Annotated in this window: 20 protein-coding genes and 2 pseudogenes; 7 read left to right on the top strand and 15 right to left on the bottom strand. The window is 71.5% G+C overall.

Annotation, left to right across the window (positions count from 1 at the left end):
- Position 1: 1 nt before the first annotated feature.
- The 4 genes from ABZ887_RS48595 (at position 2) to ABZ887_RS48580 (ending at position 4,790) form a co-directional block, all read left to right on the top strand.
- The gene (locus ABZ887_RS48595; protein ID WP_361305693.1) at positions 2 to 442 is read left to right on the top strand and encodes a gamma-glutamylcyclotransferase; all 441 of its coding nucleotides are present in this window, start codon (positions 2 to 4) and stop codon (positions 440 to 442) included.
- Positions 443 to 585: 143 nt separating this feature from the next.
- A complete protein-coding gene (locus ABZ887_RS48590; RefSeq protein ID WP_361305691.1) occupies positions 586 to 1,410 on the top strand; it encodes a purine-nucleoside phosphorylase in 825 nt (274 codons plus the stop codon).
- 414 nt (positions 1,411 to 1,824) lie between these two features.
- Positions 1,825 to 3,456 (top strand): phospho-sugar mutase, encoded by a 1,632-nt coding sequence (locus ABZ887_RS48585; RefSeq protein ID WP_361305689.1) that lies wholly within the window; start codon positions 1,825 to 1,827, stop codon positions 3,454 to 3,456.
- Between the two features lie 146 nt (positions 3,457 to 3,602).
- Complete coding sequence (locus ABZ887_RS48580; RefSeq protein WP_361305687.1) at positions 3,603 to 4,790, top strand: hypothetical protein; 1,188 nt, start codon at positions 3,603 to 3,605, stop codon at positions 4,788 to 4,790.
- 4 nt (positions 4,791 to 4,794) lie between these two features.
- Here the strand turns inward: ABZ887_RS48580 and ABZ887_RS48575 are convergent, their stop codons facing one another.
- The 11 genes from ABZ887_RS48575 to ABZ887_RS48525 form a co-directional block, all read right to left on the bottom strand.
- The gene (locus tag ABZ887_RS48575) at positions 4,795 to 5,589 is read right to left on the bottom strand and encodes a hypothetical protein (protein ID WP_361305685.1); all 795 of its coding nucleotides are present in this window, start codon (positions 5,587 to 5,589) and stop codon (positions 4,795 to 4,797) included.
- Entirely contained in the window at positions 5,586 to 6,446 is an 861-nt protein-coding gene (locus ABZ887_RS48570; RefSeq protein WP_361305683.1) for a phosphate ABC transporter ATP-binding protein, read from the bottom strand. The genes ABZ887_RS48575 and ABZ887_RS48570 overlap by 4 nt, the downstream gene beginning before the upstream one ends.
- Before the next feature lie 34 nt (positions 6,447 to 6,480).
- Complete coding sequence (locus ABZ887_RS48565; protein WP_361305681.1) at positions 6,481 to 7,443, bottom strand: class E sortase; 963 nt, start codon at positions 7,441 to 7,443, stop codon at positions 6,481 to 6,483.
- A gap of 128 nt (positions 7,444 to 7,571) precedes the next feature.
- On the bottom strand, positions 7,572 to 9,248 hold the full coding sequence (locus tag ABZ887_RS48560) for a hypothetical protein (protein ID WP_361305679.1): 1,677 nt from the start codon (positions 9,246 to 9,248) through the stop codon (positions 7,572 to 7,574).
- A 107-nt stretch (positions 9,249 to 9,355) separates the two neighbouring features.
- The gene (locus ABZ887_RS48555; RefSeq protein WP_361305677.1) at positions 9,356 to 10,339 is read right to left on the bottom strand and encodes a substrate-binding domain-containing protein; all 984 of its coding nucleotides are present in this window, start codon (positions 10,337 to 10,339) and stop codon (positions 9,356 to 9,358) included.
- A gap of 242 nt (positions 10,340 to 10,581) precedes the next feature.
- Positions 10,582 to 13,071 (bottom strand): hypothetical protein, encoded by a 2,490-nt coding sequence (locus tag ABZ887_RS48550; protein ID WP_361305675.1) that lies wholly within the window; start codon positions 13,069 to 13,071, stop codon positions 10,582 to 10,584.
- Positions 13,068 to 14,774, bottom strand: coding sequence for a phosphate ABC transporter substrate-binding protein PstS (pstS, locus tag ABZ887_RS48545; protein ID WP_361305673.1), 1,707 nt, complete (start codon positions 14,772 to 14,774; stop codon positions 13,068 to 13,070). The genes ABZ887_RS48550 and pstS overlap by 4 nt, the downstream gene beginning before the upstream one ends.
- Complete coding sequence (gene pstA, locus ABZ887_RS48540; protein WP_361305671.1) at positions 14,771 to 16,021, bottom strand: phosphate ABC transporter permease PstA; 1,251 nt, start codon at positions 16,019 to 16,021, stop codon at positions 14,771 to 14,773. Before pstA ends, pstS begins: the two co-directional genes overlap by 4 nt.
- 75 nt (positions 16,022 to 16,096) lie before the next feature.
- Complete coding sequence (pstC, locus tag ABZ887_RS48535; protein ID WP_361305669.1) at positions 16,097 to 17,158, bottom strand: phosphate ABC transporter permease subunit PstC; 1,062 nt, start codon at positions 17,156 to 17,158, stop codon at positions 16,097 to 16,099.
- A 152-nt stretch (positions 17,159 to 17,310) separates the two neighbouring features.
- Positions 17,311 to 17,643 (bottom strand): hypothetical protein, encoded by a 333-nt coding sequence (locus ABZ887_RS48530; protein ID WP_361305667.1) that lies wholly within the window; start codon positions 17,641 to 17,643, stop codon positions 17,311 to 17,313.
- Positions 17,644 to 18,047: 404 nt separating this feature from the next.
- Positions 18,048 to 18,416 (bottom strand): VOC family protein, encoded by a 369-nt coding sequence (locus ABZ887_RS48525; RefSeq protein WP_361305665.1) that lies wholly within the window; start codon positions 18,414 to 18,416, stop codon positions 18,048 to 18,050.
- 63 nt (positions 18,417 to 18,479) lie between these two features.
- Here ABZ887_RS48525 and ABZ887_RS48520 point away from each other — a divergent pair, with 63 nt between their 5' ends.
- Entirely contained in the window at positions 18,480 to 18,938 is a 459-nt protein-coding gene (locus ABZ887_RS48520; protein WP_361305663.1) for a MarR family transcriptional regulator, read from the top strand.
- 68 nt (positions 18,939 to 19,006) lie between these two features.
- On the opposite strand, the pseudogene ABZ887_RS48515 reads toward ABZ887_RS48520, so the two are convergent.
- From ABZ887_RS48515 to ABZ887_RS48500, 4 genes and pseudogenes are all read right to left on the bottom strand, one after another.
- A pseudogene (locus tag ABZ887_RS48515) lies at positions 19,007 to 19,546 on the bottom strand (zinc-binding dehydrogenase); the annotation flags it as partial.
- Positions 19,537 to 19,836 (bottom strand): annotated as a pseudogene (locus ABZ887_RS48510) (hypothetical protein); the annotation flags it as partial. The pseudogenes ABZ887_RS48515 and ABZ887_RS48510, both read right to left, overlap by 10 nt.
- A gap of 49 nt (positions 19,837 to 19,885) precedes the next feature.
- On the bottom strand, positions 19,886 to 20,701 hold the full coding sequence (locus ABZ887_RS48505; RefSeq protein ID WP_361305661.1) for a helix-turn-helix transcriptional regulator: 816 nt from the start codon (positions 20,699 to 20,701) through the stop codon (positions 19,886 to 19,888).
- A 10-nt stretch (positions 20,702 to 20,711) separates the two neighbouring features.
- The gene (locus ABZ887_RS48500; RefSeq protein ID WP_361305659.1) at positions 20,712 to 21,740 is read right to left on the bottom strand and encodes an aldehyde reductase; all 1,029 of its coding nucleotides are present in this window, start codon (positions 21,738 to 21,740) and stop codon (positions 20,712 to 20,714) included.
- 122 nt (positions 21,741 to 21,862) lie between these two features.
- Here ABZ887_RS48500 and ABZ887_RS48495 point away from each other — a divergent pair, with 122 nt between their 5' ends.
- Together ABZ887_RS48495 and ABZ887_RS48490 are read left to right on the top strand one after the other, a co-directional pair.
- Positions 21,863 to 22,534, top strand: a complete 672-nt coding sequence (locus ABZ887_RS48495; RefSeq protein WP_361305657.1) for an SUMF1/EgtB/PvdO family nonheme iron enzyme — start codon at positions 21,863 to 21,865, stop codon at positions 22,532 to 22,534.
- Positions 22,535 to 22,644: 110 nt separating this feature from the next.
- Positions 22,645 to 23,409: a glucose 1-dehydrogenase gene (locus ABZ887_RS48490; RefSeq protein WP_361305655.1), complete on the top strand. Its 765-nt coding sequence runs from the start codon at positions 22,645 to 22,647 to the stop codon at positions 23,407 to 23,409.
- Positions 23,410 to 23,497: the final 88 nt, after the last annotated feature.

The raw sequence follows: 23,497 nt of genomic DNA, 5'->3' as shown, positions 1-23,497 counted from the left end.
CATGTCGTCGCTCTACGCCGCGTACGCCGGCAATCTCGACGCGCGGCTGATGTCCCGCCGCGCCCCCCACTCCCCCCTGCGCGCCACCGGCTGGCTGAACGGCTGGCGGCTGACGTTCGGCGGCGAGCACATGGGCTGGGAGGGCTCCCTGGCGACGATCGTCGAGGACCCCGTCTCCCAGGTCTTCGTCGGCCTGTACGACATCGCCCCGATGGACGAGGAGTCCATGGACCGCTGGGAGGGCGTCGGCATGGGCATCTACCGCCGCGCCCGGGTCCGCGTGCACACCCTGGAGGGCGAGGAGACCGCCTGGCTCTACGTCCTGGACGGCTACGAGGGCGGCCTGCCCTCCGCCCGCTACCTCGGCGAGATCGCCGACGCCGCCGAGTCCGCGGGCGCGCCCCACGACTACGTGATGGAACTCCGCAAGCGCCCCTGCTGAGCCCCCAAGCCTCACAGACCACCCACAGCCCACTCAAAAGTCGCCCGCGTCACACCCCTCATCGGAAACGACAAGACAACGATCGCAATCCCATGAGCTCCGTCATCTACGCGCGTAGGCCCAGACCAGCTACTCTCATCCGCGTGAACGCATCTCTTCTTCCGGACGACATCCAGGGCGACCCCCACGCCGCCGCCGACGCGGCCGCCGCCCGCCTGCGCGAGCTCACCGGCGCCGACACCCACGACGTCGCCCTCGTGATGGGCTCCGGCTGGGCTCCGGCCGTCGACGCGCTGGGCGCTCCCGACGCCGAGTTCCAGGTCACCGAGCTGCCCGGCTTCCCGCCGCCGGCCGTGGCGGGGCACGGCGGCACGATCCGCTCGTACTCCTCCGGTGACAAGCGCGCGCTGGTCTTCCTGGGCCGCACGCACTACTACGAGGGCCGGGGCGTCGCCGCCGTCGCACACGGCGTCCGCACCGCCGTGGCCGCCGGCTGCAAGACGATCATTCTCACCAACGGCTGCGGCGGCCTGCGCGAGGGCATGCGCCCCGGCCAGCCGGTCCTCATCAGCGACCACATCAACCTGACGGCGACCTCCCCCATCATCGGCGCCAACTTCGTCGACCTCACCGACCTCTACTCCCCCCGCCTGCGCGCCCTGTGCAAGGAGATCGACCCCAGCCTCGAAGAGGGCGTCTACGCACAGTTCCCCGGCCCGCACTACGAGACGCCGGCCGAGATCCGCATGGCCCGCGTCATCGGCGCGGACCTGGTGGGCATGTCGACGGTCCTGGAGGCGATCGCCGCGCGCGAGGTGGGCGCCGAGGTCCTGGGCATCTCCCTGGTGACGAACCTCGCCGCGGGCATGACGGGCGAGCCCCTCAACCACGAGGAGGTCCTCCAGGCGGGCCGCGACTCGGCGGCACGGATGGGCGAACTGCTGGCACAGGTACTGGGCAGGCTCTGAGGACGCCATCCGGGTTGCCACCTGCGCTCCGCATGCGTCTGCGGGTCCGTCGCGGCTGGCCGCGCAGTTCCTCCCCCAGCCTTCGGCCGGGGGCACCCCCAGCGCCCCTTTCGGGGCGCTGCAGTCGCCCGAGCCAGAATCTGAACGGGTCGCCGACGCCGCCCGAGCCGGAATCTGAACGGTCGCCGAAGGTGCCGTCCGTCGCAATGGTTCGCAAGGGGACGGAGCGGGGAGTTTCCGCCCGCAGTGGCCGGCGTTCGTCGGCCCGCACGATCCGAGATGCACCACCGCCGGTCCGAGGACGGAGACTCCCCGCCCCGGCCCCGACCCACCACCGAACCGTAGGCGCCACGCGCACCCCCACCGAAGCCGCGCATGCGCCGCAGGCACACCACGAGAGGTTGGACGACGACCGTGCACGACGATCTCACCGCCCGGGCCCGAGCCTGGCAGTCCGAGGACCCCGACCCGGAAACCCGCGACGAGCTCGCCAAGCTCATCGAGGCCGGTGACCTCACCGAACTGTCGGCCCGCTTCAGCGGCACCCTCCAGTTCGGCACCGCCGGCCTGCGCGGCGAACTCGGCGCCGGCCCGATGCGCATGAACCGCGCCGTCGTCATCCGCGCCGCCGCCGGCCTCGCCGCGTACCTCAGGAAGCAGGGCCACGGCACCGGCACCGTCGTGATCGGCTACGACGCCCGCCACAAGTCCGCCGACTTCGCCCGCGACACCGCCGCCGTGATGACCGGCGCCGGCCTCCGCGCCGTCGTACTCCCCCGCCCCCTCCCCACCCCGGTCCTGGCGTTCGCCATACGGCACCTGGGCGCGGTCGCCGGCGTGGAGGTCACCGCCAGCCACAACCCGCCCCGCGACAACGGCTACAAGGTCTACCTCGGCGACGGCTCCCAGATCGTCCCGCCCGCCGACGCGGAGATCGCCGCCGAAATCCAGGCGATCGCGAGCCTCCACGAGGTGCCCCGCCCCGACACCGGCTGGGAGACCCTCGACGACACCGTCCTGAACGCCTACCTGGCCCGTACGGACGCCGTCCTCTCCCCCACCTCCCCCCGCACCGCCCGCACGGTGTACACGGCCCTGCACGGCGTCGGCAAGGACACCCTCCTCGCCGCCTTCGCCCGCGCCGGCTTCCCCGCCCCCACCCTCGTCACCGAACAGGCCGACCCGGACCCCGACTTCCCGACCGTCGCCTTCCCCAACCCGGAAGAGCCCGGCGCGATGGACCTCGCCTTCGCGAAGGCCCGCGAGACCGACCCCGACCTGATCATCGCCAACGACCCGGACGCCGACCGCTGCGCCGCCGCCGTCAAGGACAACGGCGCATGGCGCATGCTCCGCGGCGACGAGGTCGGCTCCCTCCTCGCCGCCCACCTGGTCCGCCGCGGCGCCACCGGCGTCTTCGCCGAGTCGATCGTCTCCTCCTCCCTCCTCGGCCGCATCGCCGAGAAGGCGAACCTCCCCTACGAGGAGACCCTCACCGGCTTCAAGTGGATCGCCCGCGTCGACGGCCTGCGCTACGGCTACGAGGAGGCCCTCGGCTACTGCGTCGACCCGGACGGCGTCCGCGACAAGGACGGCATCACCGCGGCCCTCCTGATCACCGAGCTCGCCTCGGTCCTCAAGGAGGAGAACCGCACCCTCCTCGACCTCCTCGACGACCTCGCGGTGGAGCACGGCCTGCACGCCACCGACCAGCTCTCGGTCCGCGTCGAGGATCTCTCCGTCATCGCCCGGGCCATGCAGACGCTCCGCGAGCACCCCCCGACCGCACTCGCGGACCTCCCCGTCACCAAGGCCGAGGACCTCACCCGGGGCACCGCCGCCCTGCCCCCCACCGACGGCCTCCGCTACACCCTCACCGGCGCCCGGGTCATCGTCCGCCCCAGCGGCACCGAGCCCAAGCTGAAGTGCTACCTGGAGGTAGTGGTCCCCGTGGCCGACCACACCGCCCTCCCCACGGCCCGTGCACAGGCCACCCGGACCCTGGCCGAGATCAAGCGGGATCTCTCCGCGGCGGCCGGCATCTGACACCCGTAGGGGTGCCTCTCCGCCAGGGGGCACCCCTACGGGTGATTTCGCGACGGCGACCGACCCACCCACCGCGCCCCACCCCGGCTCCCGGGGAACGGTGATCCGGTACCGCCCGCCGCAGCCGTCGTACTGGAGCCGCCGCCGTGTCCTCGACCGCCCCCGACACCGCCCCCCGCGGGCACATCCCGGGCACCCGACGACCCCACCTCCCCACCGCGACCGCCGCCCCCCGGCACGCGCTGCGCCGGGCGGCTCCCGCACTCGCCGCGTACCTCGCCGTACGCCTCGCCGGGCTGGTGTTCCTCGCCGGGTGGGCACACCGGCGCCACCACGGGGTGTGGCCGATGCTGGCGACGCAGTGGGACTCCCGCTGGTACCTCGGCATCGCGGACCACGGGTACGCCCACGTGCTCGGCACCGCGTACGACCACAACAACCTGGCGTTCTTCCCGCTGTACCCACTCCTGGTGAAGGCCGTCGCGGTGCTGACCCCGGGCACCCGGGCCAGCACCGGCCTGGCCCTCGCGTGGCTGGCGTCGCTCTTCGCGGCCTGGGGCGTGTTCGCGGTGGGCGACCGGCTGGCCGGCCGCCGGGTCGGTGTCCTGCTGACCGTGCTGTGGGCGGCGTACCCGGTCGGACTCGTCCAGTGGATGGGCTACACGGAATCCGTCTTCACGGCGTTCGCCGCGTGGACGCTGTACGCGGTGCTGACCGAGCGCTGGCTGTACGCGGCGGCCGGCTCGGTCCTGGCCGGCCTGACCCGCCCGACCGGCATCGCCGTGGCCGCCGCCGTCACCGTCACCGCCCTGCTCTCCCTCCGTACCCGCCGCTCGCCCCGCGCCCTGGCGGCGGCCCTGCTGGCCCCGCTCGGCTGGTGCGCGTACGTCGGCTGGGTGGGCGTCAGGCTGCACCGCTGGGACGGCTACTTCGCCGTGCAGCGGATGTGGCACAACGAGCTGGACGGCGGCGCGGAGACCCTGCACTGGCTGCGGCACCTGTTCGGGCAGGTCTCGCGCCCGGAGCTGTTCCTGGTCGTGGTGAGCCTGACGATGCTGGCCTCCGTCGTCCTGTTCGGACTGGCCGCGGCGGACCGCCAGCCGCTCCCGCTGCTCGTCTTCAGCGCGGTCCTGCTGCTGATCGTGGTGGCCAGCGGCGGCGTCTACTTCCCGCGCGCCCGCTTCCTCCTGCCCGGCTTCCCGCTGCTGCTGCCGGTGGCCGGGTACCTCGCCCGCGCCTCGGCACGGGTACGGGTACTCGCCCTGACGGCGGCCGTCGCGGGCTCGGCGTACTGCGGGGCGTACATGCTCCTGGTGTGGCCGAGCGCACCGTGAGCGGTCAGTCCCGCACCAGGTAGCTGAACCCGGTGTCCGGCCCCACGCACGACTGGAGGGTGAGGTCGCCCCAGTAGAGCCCGGCGGCCGGGGCGCCGCGGCCCGGGGTGACGTAGTTCGCGTACACCGTGTACGTCCAGGTGCCGTGCGGACTGCTGACGGTGACCCTGGTGCCGACGCGGAGGGTGGCGAACAGGTCGAACCCGCAGTAGTCGTGACCGACGATCACGACGGTCCGCATCTCGTAGCCGTCCTCGGTGCCGATGGTGGGCCCCGCCCACTGCACGGCGTCCTGGCAGGCGTCCACCTCGTCCTGCCCGCCGCGGATCACCCCCGCGGACCAGCTGCCGATCCGGATACTGGTGCCGCCCGGTCGCCCGGCCGCACCCGCGGCGCCCCTCGACGCGGCGGAGGCGGAGGCGGAGGGGGAAACGGAGGCGCCCGGACGCCGGGACGACGTGACCGGCACCCGACGGGACAGATCCGGCCCGGCCACCCGGCCGCCCGCGCTCGGGGAGGCAACGGACGTGCCGGGCCGCGGGCTACGACGCACGGGCGGCGCGAGGGAGGCCGGAGCGGAGACGGACGCCGAGGGACCCGGCGACGACGATGTCACCGGCCCCGAGTCCGCGGAGAACCGGTCCGCGGTGTCCGAGACCCGCACCCCCGCTCCCACCCCGGCACCTCCCCCGCCCCCGCCCTCGCACCCGGCGACGAGCAGCACCACCACCAGCGCCACCAGCCCCGCCGCCAGGCCCCCGGCGCCCCGGCCGGCCCCCGCCCGCCGCCGCCCCGTCACCCGAAGCGTCCGTTGACGTAGTCCGAAGTCCTCTCGTCCTGGGGCGAGTTGAACATCGCGTGGGTGTCGCCGTGTTCGACGATCACGCCGGGCGTGCCGTGCGAGGCGAGGAAGAAGGCGCAGTTGTCGGAGACGCGGGCGGCCTGCTGCATGTTGTGGGTGACGATGACGATCGTCACCTCGTCCTTGAGGTCGTGGATGGTCTCCTCGATCCGGCGGGTGGACGTCGGGTCGAGCGCCGAGCAGGGCTCGTCCATCAGCAGCACCCGCGGCCGTACCGCGAGCGACCTGGCGATGCACAGCCGCTGCTGCTGGCCGCCGGAGAGCGCGCCGCCGGGCTGCCGGAGCCGGTCCCTGACCTCCTTCCACAGGCCGGCCTTGGTGAGGCACTCCTCGACCAGGTCGTCCTTGCCGTCGCGGGAGGCCCTGATGGCGTTGAGTCGCAGCCCGGCGACGACGTTGTCGTAGATCGACATGGCCGGGAAGGGGTTGGGTTTCTGGAAGACCATGCCGATCTCGCGGCGGGCGTGGGTGATGCGCCGGCCGCGGTCGTAGATGTCCACCTCGTCGAGGAGCACGCGGCCGGCCAGCGAAGCCGAGCCGATCAGTTCGTGCATCCGGTTGAGGATGCGCAGGAAGGTCGACTTGCCGCAGCCGGAGGGGCCGATGAGCGCGGTGACCTGGCGCGCGGGCATGGTGAGCGAGACCCGGTCGAGGACCTTGTGGTCGCCGAACCAGGCGGAGACGGCGTCGGCGCGCAGGGTGGCGGGGCCGTCCCCGAAGCGGGGTCCGCCGCCACGGCCGGCCTCGACGGGCGGCTGGACGACGGTGTCGACGAGATCGGTGTTCTCGGACATGCGGTGGGTCAACTCCCCTTCAGCGTGCGGTGGTTCAGAGCAGGTTGGGCAGCAGTGCCGTGATGGACTGGGAGTCGGCGAGGCCCAGCGCGAGCAGCAGCGGGCCCGCGCAGATCCAGGTCTGCCAGCGGCCCCAGACGCGGAAGGAGACCACCGCGAGCAGCGCGGCGAGCAGCAGGCCCTGGGTCCACAGGAAGACGCCGAGCCAGGCACCGGAGTCGGTGCCGAGAGCCTGTTCGGAGTCGGTGATCCAGCCCGCGCGCAGATCGCGCGGCGGGTTGGGCTGGACGGCCGTGACCAGCTTGGCGTCGACCCGGAGCACCCCGCTCGGGGTGTACGGCGCCCCGGTCGCGGTGATGAGGGTGAGCCGTCCCTGCCCCTCGGCGACCGGGGCGGGCAGCGCGTCGCCGGCCCGGCGGACGCCGGTGACCTCGTAGACCGCCTTGCCCTGGCCGGTGGTGATCTCGACGCGGCTGCCGACGGGCAGCTGGTGCAGGTCGTGGAACGGGCTGCCGTATCCCCACTGGCGGCCCATGATCACCGCGGTCCCGGCCTGACCGGGCAGCGGGGTGTCCCTCCGGTGTCCCGGCCCCGCCATCAGCACCTCGGAGGTGGTCCCCTCGGCGACGACCTCCTTGAGGCCGAGGGCGGGGACGCGCAGCAGGGCGACGGGCGCGCCCGCCTTCAGCAGCTTGCCCTCGTAGTCGCGCTGGCCCACGGGGGCGGTGCCCAGGGCGAGTTCCTTGCGCAGTTCGTCGTAGGAGGTCTGCTGGTCGCGGGCGTGCTGGAGGTGGCCGACGATGGTGAGGTTCGCGGCGAAGCCGAGGAGCACGGCGGCGAGAACGCACAGGGCCGCCCCGGCGAGTGCCAGCCCGGGGCGGGCGGGGGGCCGCGGGGTCTCCCGGCGCGGCTCGGTGGTCGGCGGGGGCGGTGGCGGGTCGGGCGGTCCGTCGGTGGGCGCCGGGGCGCCGGCCGGGGGCGGGGCGAGGGTGGTCACGGGGTGCGCTCCTCGAAGCGGGGGTTCGCTACGGCTTCCGGTGGGGACGGGGCGGGCCCGGGGGCACGTCGGCGTGCGCCCCCGGGCCGGCCCGTCGGCCAGGTCGGCCGACTCGGCCGTCCGGCCGGTCAGTGGTGCTGCGGGGTGTCGCCGCCGAAGGTCAGCAGGCCCTTGCGGCGCATGTGGAGCACGAGCGCGCCACCGGCGGACAGGAACGCGAGGGAGGCCAGGCCGATCGCGCCGACCTGGGCGCCGGTGGAGGCCATGGAGCCACCGCCGCTGCCGGAGCCACCGCTGTCACCGCCGGTGGAGCCACCCGTGTCCGAGCCGCCGCTGCCGGTACCGCCGGTGTCCGTGCCGCCGGAGTCCGAGGCGGACGCGCTGGGCTCGGGGGACTCGCTGGAGTCGTCGGAGCCGGTCGTGAAGGCGAAGTCGACGCTGTGTCCGTCGGTCTTGTCCTCGGCGAGGGTGAGCGTGTGGTCGCCGTCCGCGATGTCCTTCGGGACCGTGAACGCGTAGTCCGCCACGGTGCCGTCGGCGTTCGCCTTGGCGTCCTCGAAGGTGGAGTCGTTGTCGGCGAGGGTGACCTTGACCGCGGCGCTCGCGGTGTAGCCGCGGGCGGTGATCTTCACCTTCTGGCCGGCTTCGAGGTCCGGGTTGGTGTCGAGGGTGTTGCCGTCCTCGTCGGTGACGGTGAGGTCGGGGTTGTCGGAGGGGCTGGGGCTGGAGGGGGCCTGGTCGGTGCTGACGAAGTCGAAGGCGGCGTAGATGCCGGACTTCTCGGAGAAGTTCAGGGCGTGGTCGCCGTTGGTCAGGGCGTTGGGCACGGTGAACGCGTAGTCCGCCACGGCGCCGTCGGCGTTCGCTGTCACGTCCGCGAAGGTCGCGGTGGAGTTGGAGAGCGTCACGTGTGCGGCGGCCGCCGGGGTGAAGCCCTTGACGGTGACCTTCACCTTCTGGCCGACGTACAGGGTCGGCTTGTCGCCGAGGGCGGTGCCGTCGGCGTCCTTGGCGGAGACGACGTAGTCGATGTTCGCGGTCCCGCTCGCCTCGGCGGCGGAGTAGGAGTCGGCGTCGGTGGGGGTGAACACGGCACTGAAGGGCAGCGGGCCGCCGACCGCGGGTGCCTTGACCGTGAGTTCGGCGGTGCCGTTCGTGACCTGCGCGGTGCCGAGCGACGTGTCGCCGTTCTTGAACTCCACGGAGCCGGCCGCCGACGCGGGCGACACCGTGGCGGTGAGCTTGAGGTCGCCGCCCACGGCGACGCCGGAGGCCGCGCTCACGGCGAGCGTGGTGGCCTGCTGTTCGAGCAGGGTCCAGGTGTCGCCGGTGATGCGGACCTTGGCGAGGAAGACCGGGACGTCGGTGCCGCCGCCGCAGCCCAGGCCCAGGGTGTAGGTGCCGTCGAGGGATCCGTCGGGGATCCAGGTGCGCAGCCGCGCCTCCAGGCTCTTCGCGGCGGCCAGGGTCGTGATGCCCATCGTGAAGGGACCCGAGCCGGCCACGATCTTGGTGGCGCCCTGGCCGAGGGTGGCCTGCGTGGTGTCGCTCGTGGGGTTGAACACCTTGAGGACGGCCGCCTTGCCGGCGGTGTCGTCCGGGCAGCCGGCGGTCGTCGTCACCGACGTGATCATGGGGTAGGTCGAGATGCTGCCCGTGGTGGGCGTGATCGTGAACTTGCCGAGCTGGGTGGCGGCATGGGCCCGGCCCGAGAAGGCGAGGACCCCGGCCAGGGCGGCGCACAGCAGCGCGATGCCGGTCAGCAGCGCCACCGGTGATCTGAGTGGTGCGAGACGGTGATTCATGTGGTGGTCCCCCCGCGGGGTCTCGGCCGTGGATGAGGTGGATGAGTACGCCGACAGGGCCGGACACCCGTGGGGTGCCCGGCCGTTGCGCGGCTATGGGACGGTGATCAGCTCTCGCCCTTGAGGGTCGTGCTGCCGCAGTCGCTGCCGAGGGCGCCGAAGCCGTAGTCGGTGATGGTGCTGGTGTTCGCGCAGACCTTCGAGCCGGTGCCCACGAAGGTGTCCGCGATCAGCGAGTCCGACAGCTTGGCGGTCGGGACGACGTTGTAGACGTTCCGCAGGTAGGGGAAGGAGAGGTTCAGGGAGAGGTCGTCCTCGTTGCGCGGGACCACACCGTTCACCGAGCCCAGCACGGCCTCACCGCGGCGGTCGTCCACCACGGAGGTCTCCTGGGCGGTGTACTGGGCCACGGAGTACGGGAAGATGTCGCCCGCGCTGTCGACGACCGAGCCGTCGTTCTCCTGGACGGTGGAGTTCGAGGTGACGCAGGAGCCGGGGGTCGTCACGCCGATGGAGCTGAGGAAGAAGGCGCGGGTGCCCGAGGCCGACTGCGGCAGGATCGGGGTGAGGGTGACACCGTTGAGCGAGGTCAGGGTGCACTCGTAGATGGCCTTGAGCTGGGCCGTGGTCAGGTCGTCCGGCAGGGCGCTGCCGTCCTGCTTCACCCAGGACACCGCGTCCTTGGCGTACGGGATGAAGGTCAGGTCCGTGGTGGTGGTGTTGTTCGGGCCGCGCGAGGAACGGGCGAAGTCCACACAGCCGGTGCTGCCGTCCAGAGCGGTGTTCAGCGCGGTGATGCCGGCGCCGGAGCCGTCGGGGCGGGTGATCGTGCAGCTGCCGCTGCCCTTGGTCGTGATCGTGGCGGAGCCGGTGGCGTTCCACGAGGCGATGACCTTGCCGTTGCTGTTCGTGATCGCGTTGCCCAGAGCGTTCATCACGTCCTGGGTCGTGTCGGAGCCGACACCGGCCAGCTGACGGTAGTCGGTGGCCGAGGTCGGGTCGGCGTAGGCAGCGGGAGCGGCCAGGGCACCCAGGCCCAGGGCAACCGCACCGACGGCGGCACCGATACGCACGCGGGACTTGACGTTCACTTGAGTTCTCCTCCGTTGAAACGGATCAAGCAATGGACGTGCAAGCAAATCCGGATTCTTACTCTCGTCACCGACCCGTCGGCCGGCCACGCAGAACAATTCCGCAGACTCGAACCAGCGACCACAAAATCCAACCGGTCTTCAGGTTACGAGTCCGTTTCCTAGGTGAATCCAAGGGAGTTCACCGAGCGGTGCACGGATTCCCCGGGGTCGAATACACCCCGGAAATGGGAATCCGGCGATTACCTGGTTTTCCCTCCGTCCCCGTGGAATCGGGCCGAGGCCGCCCCGCGCACCGACAGCCGCAGCATCACCGGCCCGGCGAGCGCCGCCGCTCCGCCCGCGACGAGAACTCCGAGCAGCACCCAGCGGATCAGCCCGAGCACCTCCGACGGGGTGTGGCCGCCGGACTGGGCCACGTTCTGCTGGGCCGGGTCGGTCCCGCTCGGGGCGGTGGAGGGCCGGGCGGTGTCCGTCACGTCGGCGCCGGTCGCGGCGCCCGAGGTCCCGGCGGAGTCGCCGCCGGTGCCGCCGGCCGCACCGCCCGCCGCACCGCCGCTGCCGCTCAGGTCGCCGCCGCCTCCGGACGTCCCGCTGGACGACTCGTCGGCGTTCGGCGTTCCCTTCTCCAGCCGGTCGGCGGCCTGTTCCGCCTGCGTACGCAAGGCGGCGGGCAACGGGGCGTAGCCATAGGGCAGTTCGCCCTTCGCGGTGCCCTGGGTCTGCCCCGCGCCGGCCGCGTAGCGCATCACCTTGGCGTAGTCCTGCCGGGCGCCCTCGGCCTGGTCGAGCGAGGACGCCGCGTAGACCACGGCGGTCAGCGGGTAGGCGCCGTCCCTCATCTTCCCGGGGTCGGGCGCCTTGACGCCGGCCACGTCCGAGTCGGGCATCTCGGCGACGGCCTTGAGCAGGGACTCGTCGGTCGGCGTGACGTAGGCGCCGTCGGCGTTCGCCAGGGCGGCGGCGCCCAGTTGGTAGCGCACCGCGGACGCGTTGTCCACCACACCGAACTGGCGCTGCCTCGTCGGGATCGGCCGGCCCACCGGCGTCAGCTTCGGCACGTCGGCGGTGAGCGTGCAGTCGTACGCGGTGCCGATGTCACCGCGGCGCACCTTCAGGGCCCCGTCGTGCATGTCGTTGACATAGGGGACGACGTCCAGCCCGGTGTAGGTGGTCGTGGTGGTGTTGCCGCCCCCGCAGTCCGTCGTGGTGGGTGCGATGTCGGCCTTGGGGAAGAAGTCCAGGGATTCCGAGACCACCCCGTCCTCGTACGCGGGGTTGACCTTCATTCCCCAGGGATCCGCTTTCCCGTCGATGAATTCCTTCGCGTCCTTGTCCGCCAGAATGTATTTCCATACCAGGTTGGCGGAGTCGGTGTTGGCCACGGTCAGGGCCAGACCCAGTGGGGCGTTGGTGGCCGCCTGGCCCGCAAGGCCGGGATTGAGCTGGAGGAATTCAGGGTCCTTGACGACGGAATCCGGGTTGCCCAAGAGATAGTCGGGCACCTTGTTGCCGGGCTTGACCAGGCTGAGGGGGTAGGACTGGGTGAGTACCTTGGCCAGCAGTCTCTGGTTGAGCTTGAGCTCCGTCAGCGGTCGGCTGCCGCCCGTCGCGTCGTACATCCAGACGAAGCCGATCGTCAGCCCCGTCACCGCGACCGGCGCGTGCACCACCTGCGCCGCCCCGTCGACCGGCTCGACGGGATCCACCGTCATGGCGAGCCCCGCCAGCTCGTCACCCGAGGTCACGGCGTCCCGCGCCTGCTGCTCGCCGGACTGGGTGTAGTTGAAGCGGTAGGTGCCGGTCCTGCACAGCGCGCTCTGCCAGGACGTGATGGCGTCGGTGGCCAGTTCGGAACCCATGATCCCGCGCTCGGGCTTGTCCGCGTCGCAGCTGTCCGCGACCGGCGCGAAGCCGAGCCGGAACACGATGCGCTGGTCCCAGTTCGACTGGCTGATCGAGGAGGTGACCTGGTCGCCCCCGACGTGTGTCCGCCCGTTGGGATCGTGGGTACCGCGGGGCACGACCACCAGCCAGCACGGCTGGATCCCGCCGGCCGAGGTGGTGCGGGCGCCGCAGCCCAGTGCCGGTTGTTCCACGGCCGACTTCAGCTCGAACGAGATGTCGCCGCCGCCGTCCCCGTCGTTCGGCATGAACGGGTCGGCGTTGGTGTCCCCGTCGGTGAAGTACGTGGTGTCGGTGGGGCCCGTGGTGGGATCCCCCTGTCCGTCCACCGGCCGGAACGGCACGTAGTGGGTGCCGTTCTTGTCGACCGGGGTCGTGGCATCGGCTTCCAGCGGGTCGTGGCCCGAGGTGTCGCCCCGGTACACGGCCCGGCCGTCCCCCTTCTGCCCGCCGGCCGCCAGTCCGAACTCGCACTGCGTACGGTCCGGTCCGGAGTCCGCGTCCCCCCAGCACTGCATGATCGACAGGAAGTTCGTCTCGACGTTGCCGGACGGCTCCCCGCCCGTCCACGTCACCCGCACGCCCTGCCCGGCCAGGTCCTTCGTCTGGTGCACGGTGACCTTGAGATCCGAGAAGTCGTCCCCGTACACCCCCTTCGCCCCGCTCTTCGTCACCGCCGAACTCTCGGTCGTGGCCGCCTGCGCCTGATCCGCCCCCCTGGACAGCGGCAGCACCGCCAGCACCAGCGCGGACACCAGGCACCCCACCCCCGCGGCCACCCGCCGCCGGCCGGGAGACATCCCTGTCGTCGGCCGTCTTCTCGTCACAGCTCCCCCTTACGACGGCTCGAACGTCCCGCGAGCAGCCGCGCGGTGAGCGGTGGGCCGACGACCACCGCGACGAGCAGGACGGCGGAGAGAGCCATCAGGGCGCCGCGCATCCCGAGGCCGTCGTCGGAGGCGAGGGCGACGGGGTTGGCGGCCACGTTCGTGTCGCCGGTGTTCGCCCCGTCACCGCTGACCACCTCGCCGGTGTCGGGGTCGACGCTTGCCCCCGAGGTGCCGGCGGCGGCGCTCGCACCGGCGTCGGGCGTCCCGTCGCCGTCGGCGTCCGTGCCACCGGTCCCGCTGCCGCCCGTGGCGGAGGAACCGCCGGAGGACGAGGAGCCGCCGGTCGACGAGCCGGAGCCGCCCGAGGAGCTACCGCCCGTCGCGCCCTGCTTCACCGGGGTGTCGGTGCCCGCGGCGCCCGCCGTGCCGGTGGTGCACTGCGTCGGCCCCTTCTTGTCGCAGGACTTGGGGTACGGGGCGTTCTTGATCAGGGTGTTGACCCCGCCGGAGAAGGTGGGGTTGCGGCAGGTGTTGATGTTGATGCTGCCGGTGGGTGCGCCGGGGACCTTGCGGAGCTGGTCGAAGCCCGCCTGGACGAGGTTCTTCGGCAGCGGCGAGTACCCCAGGTCGTCCGCCTGCTGCTGGCCGTCGCACAGGAAGTAACGGCCGAACGTGCCCAGCGAGTTGCCCTTGGCCGCGGTGAAGCCGGACTCCACCTTCGTCGGCAGGATCATGTAGCTGTAGCTGGACAGCGGGTAGGTGCGGGCGTCGGCGTTGGTGTAGACGCCGTCGAGGATCTGGGTGAGGTAGTTGACCGACGCCTTGTTCTCGTTGATCTGGGCCTTGGTCAGGGCCACCGCGACGCTCGCGGCGGTCGGCTCGACGTAGTAGCCGTCCTTGTTGAGCACCTTGGCCACCGGAAAGCCGGTGTTCTTGGCGTAGGAGTACTCGACGTAGGTGATGGCGCCCTCGCCGGAGGGCTGGCGGACATGGCCGGAGACGCCGAGCGAGCCGGACTTGGCGATCATCGTGGAGCCGCTGAGCAGCGGGTAGTTGGAGGTCATGCCGCAGTTGCCGCTGCCGCGGCCGGTGCGGGAGCAGTAGTCGGCCCACAGGGAGCCGTACTGCTTCGACATCCACATGGTGAACTGGGCGCTGGTGCCGGAGCCGTCGGAGCGGACGACCGGGACGATCGCGCGGGCCGGCATGGTCAGGCCCGGGTTGTCCGCGGTGATCGCGGGGTCGTTCCAGCGGGTGATCTTCCCGGTGAAGATCTTGGTGACGACGTCCCCGGACAGCCGGAGGTTGGTGACCATCTTGCCGTTGATCTTGAGGTTGTACATGAACGCCGTACCGCCGGCCACGATCGGCATGTAGGCGTAGCCGCGGCTCGGCGGCGTGTCCGTGACGCCCTGTTCCCTGAGGCCGTAGGGGATCTCGGAGACCGCGAAGTCGACGGTGTTGTTCTTGAACTGCTCGCGGCCCTGGGAGGAGCCGTTGGCCGTGAAGTTGACCGTCATGCCGTAGTTGGCCTTGACGTTGCGGACCCACTGCTGGACGGCGTTGGAGCTCCAGGTCGAACCGGAGCCGGTGATCTTGGCGTAGGAGGCCGCGGCGGCGGGCGGCGGCTGGACGGCGAGCAGGGCGCACAGCAGTGACAGCACGGTGGCCGCCAGACGGAAACGAGTGGCGGGTTTCACGACGGACTCCCGGATTCGGTAGGGGTGTTGACGAGGTCGGCCGTCCGGCGCCCGGCGAATCGACGCGCGTCACGCCGGGACGCGAGGACGCGCCGGTGTTCCTGGCGGCGCGTGAGGTGGCCGGGGCCGCGGCCGCCGAGGATGCGGGCGAAGACGAACAGCAGCAGCACCAGCGCCATGAGCAGGGCCGCCGTGCCGAAGCCGCGCGAGATCATGTTCGGCTCGGGCGACTTGACGAACTCGAAGGTGACCAGCGGCAGGGAGACCATCGGGTCGTGGAGCGGGTTGAGGTTGAGCTCGTTGGTGAAGCCGGCGGTCAGCAGGACCGGCGAGGTCTCGCCGATGCCGCGCGCGGTGCCGAGGATCACCGCGGTCGTCAGACCCGAGCGGCAGGTCGGCAGGACCACGTGCCAGACCGTGCGCCAGCGGCTCGTCCCCATCGCGTAGCTGGCCTCGCGCAGGGTGCCGGGAACCAGCCGGATGACGACGTCGGCGGCCCTGATGATGATCGGCAGCATCATCACCGAGAGGGCGAGACCGGCGGCGAGGCCCGACTGGTCGAGCCCCAGGCCCAGGATCACCGTCGCGTAGATGAACAGACCGGCGACGACCGACGGCAGCGCCGTCATCGCCTCGACGATGGTGCGCACGAACCGGGCGTAGGCGCCGGGCACCTCGTTGAGGAACACCGCGCAGACCAGCCCGGCCGGCACGGTGATCAGCAGCGCGATCGTGATCATGATCAGGGTGCCGGCCGCCGCGTGCAGCGCCCCGCCCACACTGAGCGGCTGCAGCGGTCCGGCCAGCTCCATGCTCTGGGTGAAGAAGTTCAGGTGCACCAGCGCCTTGCGGCCCTGGACGAGCGCGTAGCACACGACGAACGCGAGGATCACGACGAGCAGCAGCCCCATCGACCGTACGACCGCCGCCGCGATCCGGTCGACGATCGCGGGCCCGTCCTCGTCGAAGGAGACCAGCAGCGCGTAGACCAGCAGGAAGAGGCAGTACGCGATGACGACGAAGCCGACGGCGCCGTTGAACGGCAGCAGCCAGTGGAACAGCAGCCAGGTCATCGACAGCGCGGCGGTGGCGGCTCCGGCGATGGCGTACAGGTCCGTGGCGTGCAGCTGCGTCAGGGCGCGCCGGCGCTCACCGGCCGGGTCGGCGCCGCGGGCCGGGCCCGGCAGCGTGGTGCCTGGGCGTCCGGCCGCCTGACGCGCGCCGGGCGCTTCGGGGGCAACGGTCATGGTCGCTCATTCCTGTGTGGCGTGACGGACTTGCGGGCGCCGTGGGACTGGAGACGGGGGCTTGGGCTGGGGCTCTCAGGCGTCGCTCGTCGCACCCGAGCGGGACCGGGCGACGATGGACGAGGCGGCGAAGTTGACGATCAGCGTCATGACGAACAGCGAGAAGCCGGCCGCCATCAGCGCGGACATGCTGAACTGGCTCGCCTCGCCGTACCGCAGGGCGATCAGCGAGGAGACCGAGCTGGTGCCGGACTGCAGGATGTGCCACTGGACCTGGAAGGTCACCGAGATGATCATGAAGACGGCGATCGTCTCGCCCAGGGCGCGGCCGAGCCCGAGCATCGTGCCGCCGATCATCCCGCCGCGCCCGAAGGGCAGCACCACGCTGCGGATCATGCCCCAGCGGGTGGCGCCGAGCGCGTAGGCGCCCTCGCGTTCACCGGCGGGCGCCTGGGAGAAGACCTCGCGCATGATCGAGCAGATGATGGGCGCGATCATCATGCCGACGACCAGTCCCGCGATGAACGTCGAGGACGTGTAGATGCTCTCGGGCGCGAGCGGGTCGTCGGGGTCGGCGCCCTGCACGTCGAAGACAGGGATCCAGCCGAGGTAGGCGGAGATCCAGCGGGCGATCGGCAGGACCTTGTCCTGGAGGAAGAAGACGCCCCACAGGCCGTAGACCACGGACGGTACGGCGGCCATCAGGTCGACGACGCTGATCAGCGTCCGGCGCAGCCGCGGCGAGGCGTACTCGGAGATGTACAGCGCGGCGCCGGTGGCGAGCGGCACGGCCACGAGCACCGCGACGGTCGCGATCAGGATGGTCCCGACGATGACGGCGGCGATGCCGAACTTCCCGTTGCCGGGCTCCCATTCGGCGGTGGTCAGGAAGGACCAGCCGGCCTTGTCCAGCGCCAGCCAGGCCCGGTAGAGCAGGAAGCCGCCGACGAGCAGCATCACGGCCAGCACGAGACCGCCGCCCGAGCGCAGCACCGAGCGGAACACCCGGTCGGGCAGCCCGGGATCGGCGTACAGGCGTCTTCGGGCGTCGGGTTCACCGGCGCCGGCTTCGGCCCCGGTGGAGCCGACGCCCGCGATCACGGGCTGCGGCTGTCTGGTTCTTCTCAGCGAAGGCACGGTCCCGACACTCCGTGTCATCGGTTGACATGCCCATCCCGAGGTGTGAACTACGGGTTCCCTAAGGGCAACATCGGCCCCGCCCGCACGGGCACACCTCACCCCCGACCAGGGCCCCTCCAAACCCGGTTGACGTGCGGATCAGTCCCGGCTCATTCGCCCCATAACTCGGGCCCGGCATATACCAGTTCGGCGATCGTCGCGCGGAATCGGTCGTAGGACGCACGGCAGGTGGCATGCCTCTCGTACGTCCGCGCCGAGCCCGCCAGATGACGGCCGGACTCGTCCCAGACCACCCACACCCAGCCGCCGCCGTCGGAACCGTGCTGCACTCCGCCCCCGGTACGGGAGTGCAACGCGCACATGCGATGAAACGCGGCACGACATCGGGCATGGCTGTCGTGCGCGGTGAGCGAGACCGCCACCGATCTCCCGTTCGGCGCCACCAGCCGCCAGCCGAACCTGCCCTGCCCGTCGATGTCCACCTGGCATCTCATGCCCGCTGCCCCGGCGGCAGGTCTTGCCGCCCTCTCGGACCGCTCCATGTCCCACCCCCGCCGCCCAATAGGTAAGTAAAATCCGCAGGTACGACACTCTGGGGCGGCAGCAGCAATCTACTGAGACGCGGGTGACGGCGCCCGGACAAAACTGACTGCCGAGGCCACGCTTCATGTAGAGGTAGCCCCTAGGTAACCCGTAGGCAAGACACAGAGAAAGCGCTCCCACTCGGACCGGGACAACGTTGCCAATTGGGGCGGCGGCCCCTCGGGCCCCTTCATGCCTCCTCCAGGAACACCGAGACCGCCTCGCGGCGACACTCCGTCCGCCCCAGGGGCGAAGAGCCGGAAGGCGATCACCCGGGGCGGACGGACCTCGCCCGGATTCCCGGTCAAGCTCGGTCGTGGAGGGTGACCTGGTAGCCGTCGGGGTCGGCGAAGGTGAAGGTCCGGCCGAACGGGCCGTCGATCGGTGCGGAGACGATGGTCCGGCCGTCGGCGACGAGAGCGTCGTGAATGGCCTGGACGCCTGTGGCGTGGAGCCAGATCGCGACACCGATGCCGGGCTGGGCAACGGATGCGAGATCGGTGCCGGGAACGACGTCGCGAAGTGCGAACGCGATCGGCTTCGTCTCGAACACGACGGCGTGCGGAGGTCCCGCCTGGGAGCGGACGAGGCCGAGGTACTGCTCGTAGAACGCCTGCGAAGCGTCGAGGTCGCGCACCTGGAGCGAGACGAAGTCGGGGCCGGTGACGGGCATGGTGGTACTCCTTGTCCTCCGTGTCAGTATCCTGACACGGAGAACCTATGTCAAAATACTGACATGAGTAAGGACGGTGCCGGCGTCGACCTGGAGACGTCACTGGGCTACCTGCTGAAAGAGGCGTCGAGCGTGCTGCGGGCAGCCATGGAGGAGGTGCTGCGGCCGCTCGGGATGAGCGTGACGCACTACTCCTGCCTCGAGTTGCTGGCCCAGCGACCGGGCTTGTCGAACTCCGAGCTCGCGCGGGGCGCGTTCGTGACACGGCAGTCGATGAACGTACTGCTCCAGGCCCTGGAACGAGACGGCTACGTGACCAGGCCCGCGGAGGCGCCCGTCGGGAAGGCCCTTCCCACGCGGCTCACGCCCAGCGGCCGACGGAGCCTGGAGAAGGCCTCCGCAGCGGTCCGGTCCGTCGAGGTGCGCATGCTGGCCGGCATGACCGAGACCGAGCAGTCGGACGCGTTCCGGACCCTGCAGAGCATGATCCGCTCCCTGCGCCACTGCAGCGACGGGACATAGCTCGTCCCCCGGTACACGTCCTTCCCCCTTCCCCGGCACACGTCCCGCCGCGCCCGGACCGCCGGACCTTAGCCCGCGACCCGCAGAAGAAGCTTCCCCGTGCTCGTCCGCGCGCCCATCAGGCGGTGCGCCTCCGCCGCCTCCTCCAGGGCGAACTCGGCCGTGACCGGCAGGGTCACCGTGCCGTCCACCGCCTTCGCGAAGGCCCGGGCGGACAGCTCCCGCAGCACGTCCGGCGCGGTCTGAGCCAGCGCCAGGATGGAGAAACCGGCGACCGACAGGCCCCGCGGGTACAACTCCGCCTGGCCCACCGTCCAGGCCGGTTCGCCGCTGGCGTTGCCGTAGGAGACCAGGCGGCCGAAGCGGGCCAGGGAGGAGAGGCTCGCGCGCAGGGTCGTGCCGCCGACGGGGTCGAGGGCGAGGTCGACACCCCGGCCGCCGCTGGCCTCCCGGACCGGCTCCTCGAAGTCGCCGACGAAGACCTCGTCATAGCCGTGGTCCCGGGCGTAGGCGGCCTTCGCCGCGCTCGACACCACGCCGTACACGGCAGCCGCGCCCGCCGCCTTCGCCAGTTGCCCGGCCACCGTGCCGACCCCGCCCGCCGCGCCGGCCCCAGCAGCGGCAGCGCCCCGTCGAAATCAGCGTGGTCCTTGGACCGAGGCTCCTTCGCCTTGAACAACAGCACCAACTCCGGCACCAGGTAGGGGATGCCGTCCGCCGTCCGTTCGATGACCGTGTCGTACGGCAGCCGCAGGCTCTCGTCCCGCCTGCAGATCCAGGTCCCGCCCTCGTGCGGCTCACGGAAGACGTCGAAGAGGAACTGGCCGCTCGCCGGATCCCGTACCCATGTCTGATGCGTCGCCGCGAGTGCCTCCTCTCCTGCCGCGGCCCAGACACGTCTTCCACGGGCCTCGCCGCGCCGCGGGGTTCGCCGTCTTCGCGCGGTGTCAGAGGCTGCTGAGAAGTGCCAGGCGCTCGGCGCTGGTCGAGTCCTGGTCGGCGTAGTAGACGACGATCAGCTGACGGGCCTGCGGGCGCACCATCTTCTCGTAGTGCAGGTCGAGTCGGCCGACGAGCGGGTGGTTCAGCCAGGTGCGGCCGGTGTCGCGGCGGCGGACCTCGCGGCGGGTCCACAGGGTGCGGAACCGCTCGCTGGCGACGGTGAGTTCACCGATGGTCTCCAGCAGCTCCGAGTCGGCCTCGTCGACGTCGATCATGGCGCGCAGCCCGGAGACGGCCTTCGCGGTCATGTCGTCCCACTGCGGGTAGAGGCTGCGCATCTCGGGTTCGAGGAAGGCAGCCCGCAGCAGGTTGTGGCCGACGGCGAAGAAGGGGCACAGGAGCACGGCCAGCCGGTTCGCGGCGACGACTCGTCCGCTGAGCTCCTGCGCGTAGGCGGGGGTCTGCGGCCAGCTGTCCAGCAACGGTTGCAGATCGCCCTGGTTCGTACGGGCGCGGCTGCGCGGCCTGCGGGCGGGCGGGGCGGGGTGGGCGAGGCGGTGCAGGTAGGCCACGGCGTCCTCGTCGAGCTGGAGGGCGCCGGCCAGAGCAGCCAGGATCTGGTCGGAGGGGTTGAGGTTGCGGCCCTGTTCCAGGCGCAGGTAGTACTCGGGGCTGATGCCGGCAAGCTGAGCGACCTCTTCGCGCCGCAGTCCGGGGACCCGGCGCCGCTCGCCGGCGGGCAGCCCGACCTGCCCGGGGCTGATCTGCCCGCGCCGGGCCCGCAGGAACGTACCCAGGGTGTCGGCCGTCTCGTGCGCCATGCTCTTGACGCTAACCGTTCACCAGTCCGAGGCGGACCAGGCTCTCCGCGGTGGCCACGACGGCGTCCTCGTTGGAACGAGGGGACCAGTCCAGCTCCTTGCGGGCCTTCGCGTTGGAGGCGCGGCGCACCACGCCCAGCTGCGGCACCGTCTCACGCAGCGCCGGGTTGATCGTGGCCAGCAGGCGCAGCAGCCAGGCGGGGGCCGAGCCGGTGGGGGCCTTTGCGGCGTCCTCGCCCAGCCGTTCGCGCAACGCCAGGGCGATGTGGTGGAAGGAGATCGGCTCGCCCGCGAGCGCCAGGTATCGCTGCCCGGCTGCCTGAGGCGCGGTCATGGCACGTAGATGGAGGTCGGCCGCGTCCCGGACGTCCACCGTGTTGGTCCAGATCGGCGGCGCGGCCCGCATCCCGCCGGTCAGCATCGCGTGGATGATGCGGATCGACGCGGAGTAGTCCGGTCCGAGGACCGGCCCGAAGATTCCCACGGGGTTGACGACCGTCAGCTCCAGGCCACCGCCCTCGCTCCCGACGAAGTCCCAGGCGGCCCGTTCGGCCACCGCCTTGGACTTGATGTACGCGGACACCCCCGGCCCGTCGGTGTCGGTCCAGTCGTCCTCGCCGAATATCTGTCCAGTCCGGCCGTGCCCGTAGCCCACCGCCGCGAAGGAGGAGGTCAGCACCGTGCGACGGACACCCGCGTCCCGGGCGGCGCGCAGGACCCGCAGGGTCCCGTCACGGGCCGGGACGATCACCTCGTCCTCGTTCTTCGGCCCCGCTCCGGGAAACGGCGATGCCACGTGCAGGACGTAGTCGGCTCCCGCCACGGCCCGGTCCCAGCCTCGGTCGGACGTCAGATCGGCCTCCACATAGGAGACGTCGTCCGCGTTCGGGGATCCGGCCACCGCGAGCATCCGCTCGACGTCGGACCGCCGTGTCAGGGAGCGCACCGTGGTCGTGACGGTGTGCCCGGCGGTCAGGAGCTGCGCGATCGTGTGGGAACCCAGAAACCCGGTTCCGCCCGTGACGAGTACATGTGCCATGTCTTCATGGTCGGCAGCCGGACCGACCCGTTCCAGATCCCGCCGATACCAGTACTCCCAGGGACAGGGTCCTGGTGATCAGCCCGTTCCGTGCCCAGCGGCTCGATTAGGATCCCCTGATCATGGACGCGATGACGGGGAACGAGATGGTCGCCGTCCCGCCGGGGCAGGTGACGCTGTCGGACCGGCGGACGCAGCGCAGTTGGTCGGTCGACGTCGCGCCGTACCAGCTCGCGGCCTTCCCGGTCACCCAGGCGCTGTACGCGCAGATCACCGGCCGACGGCCGAGCACCGCCCAGGGCGACCTGCTGCCCGTCGAGTCAGTCTCCTGGTGGGAGGCGGCGCGGTTCTGCAACGCGCTGTCCGAGCGCGACGGATTCAAGCCCGCTTACCACTTCTCCGCCGACGGCGAAGGTGTCGCGTGGGACGCGTCCGCCGACGGGTACCGGCTGCCGACCGAAGCGGAGTGGGAGCACGCCTGCCGTGCCGGTACGACAGGACCGCGCTACGGGGAGCTCGACGACATCGCCTGGTACCGCGGCAACTCGCACGAGCGCATCCACGACGTGGGCGGGAAACGCCCCAACCCGTGGGGGCTCCACGACATGCTCGGCAACGTCTGGGACTGGTGCTGGGACGTCTACGACGCCGAGGTCTACGGCACCTATCGGGTACTCCGCGGCGGTGGCTGGTTCGACGAGCACTGGAGTTGCCGGGCCTCCGCGCGACGCCGCAGCCACCCGACCTTCCAGGTCGACGACGTCGGATTCCGTATCGCGCGTTCCGTTGTGTGAACAGCGCCCCTCTCTGCACACCGCTCAGATTTCTGGACTTGCTGGTCCATTTTCCTCGGCGCACAGTGGGCCGCGTCCCATGGGGAAGCGAGTGACACGGAGGGTTGATCATGGCCATGCGGCTGACGGGCAGGACCGCGCTGGTGACCGGCGCTACCAGCAACATCGGGCGGGCGATCGCGGAGGCGTTCGCCGCCGAGGGGGCGCATGTCGTCGTCTCGGGGCGTAGTGCCGAGCGTGGCGCGGAGGTGGTCGAGGCGATCCGGTCCCGTGGTGGCCGTGCCGACTTCGTGCGGGCCGACCTGGACGGCAGCGCCGCCGCCTCGCGGGCGCTCGCCGAGGAGGCCACGCGGGTCCTGGGCGGCCGTATCGGCGTCCTCGTCAACAACGCGGGCATCTACCCCGGCGACACGACCCCCGCCACCGACGAGAAGACCTTCGACCAGGTGTACGCGGTCAACGTCAAGGCCCCGTTCTTTCTGACCGCGGCCGTCGCGCCCGCCATGGCGGAGGCCGGCGGCGGGGCGATCGTCAACCTGGGGTCGTGGATCGCACGCCTTGGCATCCCCGTCGGCGCGCTCTACAGCTCGACCAAGGGGGCGATGGAGACGCTGACCCGGGCCTGGGCGGCGGAGTTCGGGCCGCAGGGGGTGCGGGTGAACGCGATCTCGCCGGGCGTGGTGCCGGCGGCGGACTCCGACGACACCGGCCTCGCCGCCGCCATGATGAAGGGGACGCCGGGCGGCCGGACGGGCACGCCGGAGGAGATCGCGAGCGCGGCGGTGTACCTCGCGGCAGACGAGTCGTCGTTCGTGCACGGCATCGTGCTGGACGTGGACGGCGGCCGTACGACCGCAGCCGTCATCGCGGCCTAGAAGGTCGATGAAGATCTTGGTGAGGGGCTGTCCGGCCGTCAGGCCGGACAGCCCCTGCGGTCATGTACCGGCGGGTGCGAGGTGCCAG

Origin of the sequence: Streptomyces sp. NPDC047061, assembly GCF_040643955.1 — a bacterium.
Classification (GTDB): Bacteria; Actinomycetota; Actinomycetes; order Streptomycetales; family Streptomycetaceae; genus Streptomyces.
Note: the sequence above shows the minus strand (reverse complement) of the source record. Positions and strands in the feature narration are given on the sequence as shown.